This is a genomic window from Nostocoides vanveenii (genome assembly GCF_039531165.1).
Classification (GTDB): domain Bacteria; phylum Actinomycetota; class Actinomycetes; order Actinomycetales; family Dermatophilaceae; genus Nostocoides_A; species Nostocoides_A vanveenii.
Window position 1 is genome coordinate 1 of sequence record NZ_BAAAPN010000084.1, and the last position, 5,594, is coordinate 5,594.

The window sequence follows — 5,594 nt, forward strand, 5'->3', positions numbered from 1 at the left end:
TCTGTCTCGCCAGACGTCGCTGCGACGTCATACACGCCATGCTCCGCAACCGCCAGCCCTACCAGCCCCGCACCGCCGCTGCCGCTTGACACCGAACATAGGGACGCCCCCTCGGTCCCGCCAACCTAACCGGTGACCTGCGACAACACGGTCCTCGTGACCCGGTCATCTCCCACGTAGGCGTCGGCGCGCCCGCCGATTTTGTCCCCAGGAAGCCCGCCACTAGACTGGATCCCTGTGTCATTCGTGCCTTCGCGGGCCCGAGGAAGCACGGCAGCAGTCCAGGGTGACTGATGTGCCCACACCTCTCGCCGGGCAAACCACGTCCACCACACCAGATGCGGTGGCGGCTGGGGAGTGCAGGGGAGAGTGGCCGATCCGACACACCCGAGCTCGGGGGTCGGCGGGCCGAGAACAAGGAGTTGCCGCGAGGACGCGGCGATAACGACGATAACGAAGGACGCAGTTTGCCTACTATCAACCAGCTGGTGCGCAAGGGCCGGCAGGACAAGGCCTCCAAGGTCAAGACCCCTGCCCTGAAGGGCTCGCCCCAGCGCCGCGGCGTGTGCACACGCGTGTACACCACCACCCCCAAGAAGCCGAACTCGGCCCTGCGCAAGGTCGCCCGTGTGCGCCTGACCAGCGGCATCGAGGTCACCGCCTACATCCCCGGTGTCGGTCACAACCTCCAGGAGCACTCGATGGTGCTCGTGCGTGGCGGTCGTGTGAAGGACCTGCCCGGTGTCCGCTACAAGATCATTCGTGGCGCACTCGACACCCAGGGTGTCAAGAACCGCCAGCAGGCCCGTAGCCGTTACGGCGCCAAGAAGGTGAAGAAATAATGCCTCGCAAGGGTCCCGCCCCGAAGCGGCCGCTGGTCGTCGACCCGGTCTACAACTCGACCCTGGTCACCCAGCTCGTCAACAAGATCCTGCTCGACGGCAAGAAGTCCATCGCCGAGCACATCGTCTACGGCGCCCTCGAAGGCGTCCGCGACAAGACCGGCACCGACCCAGTGGCCACTCTCAAGCGCGCGCTGGACAACGTCCGCCCCAGCCTGGAGGTCAAGTCCCGCCGTGTCGGTGGCGCGACCTACCAGGTCCCGATCGAGGTCAAGCCCGGCCGCGCGACCACGCTGTCGCTGCGCTGGCTGGTCGGCTACTCCCGGCAGCGCCGCGAGAAGACGATGACCGAGCGCCTGATGAACGAGATCCTCGACGCCTCCAACGGCCTTGGCGCCGCTGTGAAGCGCCGCGAGGACACGCACAAGATGGCCGAATCCAACAAGGCCTTCGCGCACTACCGCTGGTAATCGCATCCGGCCGTATGCCGTCTGCCCACCCGGGCACCACGGCATACGGCCCGCGGCCGGCACCACGAACGAAACGCACCTGATTCGCATCGAGCGAGAGATAACAGCAAGTGGCAAAGGACGTCCTGACGGACCTGACCAAGGTCCGCAATATCGGCATCATGGCGCACATCGACGCCGGCAAGACCACGACGACGGAGCGCATTCTCTTCTACACCGGGGTCAACCACAAGATCGGTGAGACCCACGACGGTGCATCCACGACCGACTGGATGGAGCAGGAGAAGGAACGCGGCATCACCATCACCTCCGCCGCGGTGACCTCCTTCTGGAACGGCAACCAGGTCAACATCATCGACACCCCCGGGCACGTCGACTTCACCGTCGAGGTTGAGCGCTCGCTGCGCGTCCTCGACGGCGCCGTCGCCGTCTTCGATGGCAAAGAAGGTGTCGAGCCGCAGTCCGAGACGGTGTGGCGGCAGGCCGACAAGTACGACGTGCCGCGCGTCTGCTTCGTCAACAAGATGGACAAGCTCGGCGCGGACTTCTACTTCACCGTGCAGACCATCAAGGACCGCCTCGGTGCCGAGCCGCTGGTCATCCAACTGCCCATCGGCTCCGAGAACGACTTCATCGGCGTCATCGACTTGGTCGAGATGCGCGCGCTGGTCTGGCCGGGCGACGCCAAGGGGGATGTCACCATGGGCGCCAAGTACGAAGTCCAGGAGATCCCGGCGGAGCTTCAGGCCAAGGCCGACGAGTACCGTCACGCGCTCGTCGAGCGCGTCGCGGAGTCCGACGACGCCCTGATGGAGAAATACCTCGAGGGCGAGGAGCTGAGCGTCGCCGAGATCAAGGGCGCCATCCGTGCCTTGACCGTCAGCAGCACCCTCTACCCGATCCTGTGCGGCTCGGCCTTCAAGAATCGCGGCGTCCAGCCGATGCTCGACGCGGTGGTCGACTTCCTGCCCAGCCCGATCGACGTGCCGCCCATGCACGGCCACGCCGTCGGCGACGAAGACGTCGAGATCATCCGCAAGCCGGACGCCGCCGAGCCCTTCTCGGCGCTCGCGTTCAAGGTCGCCGCGCACCCCTTCTTCGGGACGCTGACCTTCATCCGCGTCTACTCCGGCCGGATCAACGCGGGCACCCAGGTGCTCAACTCGACCAAGGTCAAGAAAGAGCGCATCGGCAAGCTCTTCCAGATGCACGCCAACAAGGAAAACCCTGTCGATGAGGCCCTCGCCGGCCACATCTACGCGGCCATCGGCCTGAAGGGCACCACCACCGGTGACACCCTGTGCGACATCGAGAAGCCGGTTGTCCTGGAGTCGATGACCTTCCCCGAGCCGGTCATCCAGGTCGCCATCGAACCCAAGACCAAGGGCGACCAGGAGAAGTTGGGCGTCGCGATCCAGAAGCTCGCCGAAGAGGACCCGACCTTCCAGGTCCACCTCGATGAGGAGACCGGACAGACGATCATCGCCGGTATGGGCGAGCTCCACCTCGACATCCTCGTCGACCGCATGCGCCGCGAGTTCAAGGTCGAGGCCAACGTCGGCAAGCCGCAGGTCGCCTACCGGGAGACCATCCGCCGCGGTGTCGAAAAGTACGACTACACCCACAAGAAGCAGACCGGTGGCTCGGGCCAGTTCGCCAAGGTGCAGATCGCCCTGGCGCCGCTGGACACCTCCGAGGGCGAGATGTACGAGTTCGAGAACAAGGTCACCGGTGGCCGCGTTCCCCGCGAGTACATCCCGTCCGTCGACGCCGGCATTCAGGACGCCATGCAGTACGGCACCCTCGCGGGCTACCCGCTCGTCGGTGTCAAGGCGACCCTGCTCGACGGTGGCTATCACGACGTCGACTCCTCGGAGATGGCGTTCAAGATCGCCGGCTCGATGGCGTTCAAGGAGGCCGTGCGCAAGTGCGACCCCGTGCTGCTCGAGCCGATGATGGCCGTCGAGGTCCGGACACCCGAGGACTACATGGGCGAGGTCATCGGCGACATCAACTCCCGCCGTGGCCACATCCAGGCCATGGAGGACATCAGCGGCGCCAAGATCGTTCGCGGTCTGGTCCCCCTGTCGGAGATGTTCGGGTATGTCGGTGATCTGCGGTCCAAGACCCAGGGTCGCGCGACCTACTCGATGGAGTTCGACTCCTACGCCGAGGTCCCGAAGTCGGTCGCCGAGGAAATCATCAAGAAGACCAGGGGCGAGTGACCGGTAGACTGACCGGTCGACACCCTGTCTGAAAATCCCCAATCCGCCGCCACGTCCTTGCCCGGTCGTAAGCGGTAGTTCAAGAAGAGTCCTGAGGAGGACACCAAGTGGCGAAGGCAAAGTTCGAGCGGACCAAGCCGCACGTCAACATCGGCACCATCGGTCACATCGACCACGGTAAGACGACGCTGACGGCTGCGATCTCCAAGGTCCTGCACGACAAGTACCCGGACATCAACCCGAAGTTCGCGTTCGATGACATCGACAAGGCTCCGGAAGAGAAGCAGCGCGGTATCACGATCTCGATCGCGCACATCGAGTACCAGACCGAGGGCCGGCACTACGCACACGTCGACTGCCCGGGTCACGCGGACTACATCAAGAACATGATCACCGGCGCGGCCCAGATGGACGGTGCGATCCTCGTGGTCGCGGCGACCGACGGCCCGATGCCGCAGACCAAGGAGCACGTCCTCCTGGCCCGCCAGGTCGGCGTCCCTTACATCGTGGTCGCGCTCAACAAGACCGACATGGTCGACGACGAGGAAATCCTCGAACTCGTCGAGATGGAGGTCCGCGAGCTGCTCTCCGACTACGAGTTCCCCGGTGACGACCTGCCGGTCGTCCGCATCTCGGCGCTGAAGGCGCTCGAGGGCGACGCCGAGTGGGCCAAGTCCATCGAGACCCTCATGGACGCGGTCGACGAATACATCCCCGAGCCCGAGCGTGAGACGGACAAGCCGTTCCTCATGCCCGTCGAGGACGTCTTCACCATCACCGGTCGTGGCACCGTCGTCACCGGCCGTGTCGAGCGCGGTGTGCTCAAGGTCAACGAGGAGGTCGAGATCGTCGGCATCCACACCGGCCCGGCCACCAAGACCACGGTCACCGGTGTCGAGATGTTCCGCAAGCTGCTCGACGAGGCCCGCGCGGGCGAGAACGTCGGCCTGCTGCTGCGTGGCATCAAGCGTGAGGACGTCGAGCGCGGCCAGGTTGTCGTCAAGCCCGGCTCGATCACCCCGCACACGAACTTCGACGCGAACGTCTACATCCTGTCCAAGGACGAGGGTGGCCGGCACACGCCGTTCTACGACAACTACCGTCCGCAGTTCTACTTCCGCACCACCGACGTCACTGGCGTTGTCTCGCTGCCCGAGGGCACCGAGATGGTCATGCCCGGCGACAACACCGAAATGGCCGTTGAGCTGATCCAGCCCATCGCCATGGAGGAAGGGCTGAAGTTCGCGATCCGTGAAGGTGGCCGCACCGTCGGCGCCGGTCGCGTCACCAAGATCCTGAAGTAACCCCGCACGGGGCTCCGCCCCGTGAACCCCGGAAAGGCGCGGTCCTCGCTTCGCGAGGGCTGCGCCTTTCTGTTCCGATAAACCAAGCTCGCTGCGCTCGCGGTTTCACGGGCAGTCGCCCGTACGCCGTTGCGCACCCGAACACCGCCCCGGGGGCAGGTAGGGGTGGGAAAGCGAGGTAGGCGTGCGGAATCCAGGTAGAGAGGAGGACTGCTCGCGGGATCACGTCAGGATGCTCTGCAACGCCTTGGTGCACGCGTCGCCGGCGCGGCCCTTGACCTGGTCGACATCCGGCTTAGGCCCGACGGCGAGCGAGCAGGTGAACCCGAGCTTGCCGAATTGCGCGAAAACACCCTCTTCGGCATTCGTCGGGGTCGAGCAGGTCACCGCGGCGGCGCCACCGCCGATCGCGGCGACCGGCGCGACCTCACAGGTACCGCCGGCGTCGGTCATCCCTTTGCGCCACGACTCGACGCGATCGGCGAGCGTGGAGTTGTCCCAGGTGTAGCTGACGATGAAGTCTGCCCAGGTCTTGTCCTTCTTGGCCGCGGCGCGGGTGCAGGTCCAGCGCCAGGCGCCAGACTTCAGCGTCTGCTTGGTCAGCGGGTCCTTGTACTTCTACCCGTAGGACAGCGCCTGATCGGGCTTGAGTGTCAAGGGCCAGTAGGAACTGCCCAGTGGCGGTCATGAGACCTGCCCGCTGACGGTCATGAGAACTGCCCGGTGGTGGCCATGGGATCTGCCCATGGGGGC

5 protein-coding genes are annotated in these 5,594 nt (G+C 65.2%); 4 read left to right on the top strand and 1 reads right to left on the bottom strand.

The window, feature by feature from the left end; translation table 11 throughout:
* Positions 1 to 467 precede the first annotated feature (467 nt).
* From rpsL to tuf, 4 genes are all read left to right on the top strand, one after another.
* Complete coding sequence (rpsL, locus tag ABD209_RS15695; protein WP_344067883.1) at positions 468 to 842, top strand: 30S ribosomal protein S12; 375 nt, start codon at positions 468 to 470, stop codon at positions 840 to 842.
* Positions 842 to 1,312, top strand: a complete 471-nt coding sequence (gene rpsG, locus ABD209_RS15700) for a 30S ribosomal protein S7 (RefSeq protein ID WP_344067885.1) — start codon at positions 842 to 844, stop codon at positions 1,310 to 1,312. The genes rpsL and rpsG overlap by 1 nt, the downstream gene beginning before the upstream one ends.
* A gap of 110 nt (positions 1,313 to 1,422) precedes the next feature.
* Entirely contained in the window at positions 1,423 to 3,537 is a 2,115-nt protein-coding gene (fusA, locus tag ABD209_RS15705; RefSeq protein ID WP_344067887.1) for an elongation factor G, read from the top strand.
* Between the two features lie 107 nt (positions 3,538 to 3,644).
* Positions 3,645 to 4,841, top strand: a complete 1,197-nt coding sequence (gene tuf / locus ABD209_RS15710; RefSeq protein ID WP_344067889.1) for an elongation factor Tu — start codon at positions 3,645 to 3,647, stop codon at positions 4,839 to 4,841.
* Positions 4,842 to 5,063: 222 nt separating this feature from the next.
* Here the strand turns inward: tuf and ABD209_RS15715 are convergent, their stop codons facing one another.
* Complete coding sequence (locus ABD209_RS15715; RefSeq protein ID WP_344067891.1) at positions 5,064 to 5,294, bottom strand: hypothetical protein; 231 nt, start codon at positions 5,292 to 5,294, stop codon at positions 5,064 to 5,066.
* Between the last annotated feature and the right edge of the window lie 300 nt (positions 5,295 to 5,594).

What these genes read in the sequence shown, in the direction of transcription:
- rpsG (WP_344067885.1), top strand. Translation starts at nt 842, where the DNA reads ATGCCTCGCAAGGGTCCCGCCCCGAAGCGGCCGCTGGTCGTCGACCCG.
- ABD209_RS15715 (WP_344067891.1), bottom strand. Translation starts at nt 5,294, where the DNA reads ATGACCGACGCCGGCGGTACCTGTGAGGTCGCGCCGGTCGCCGCGATC.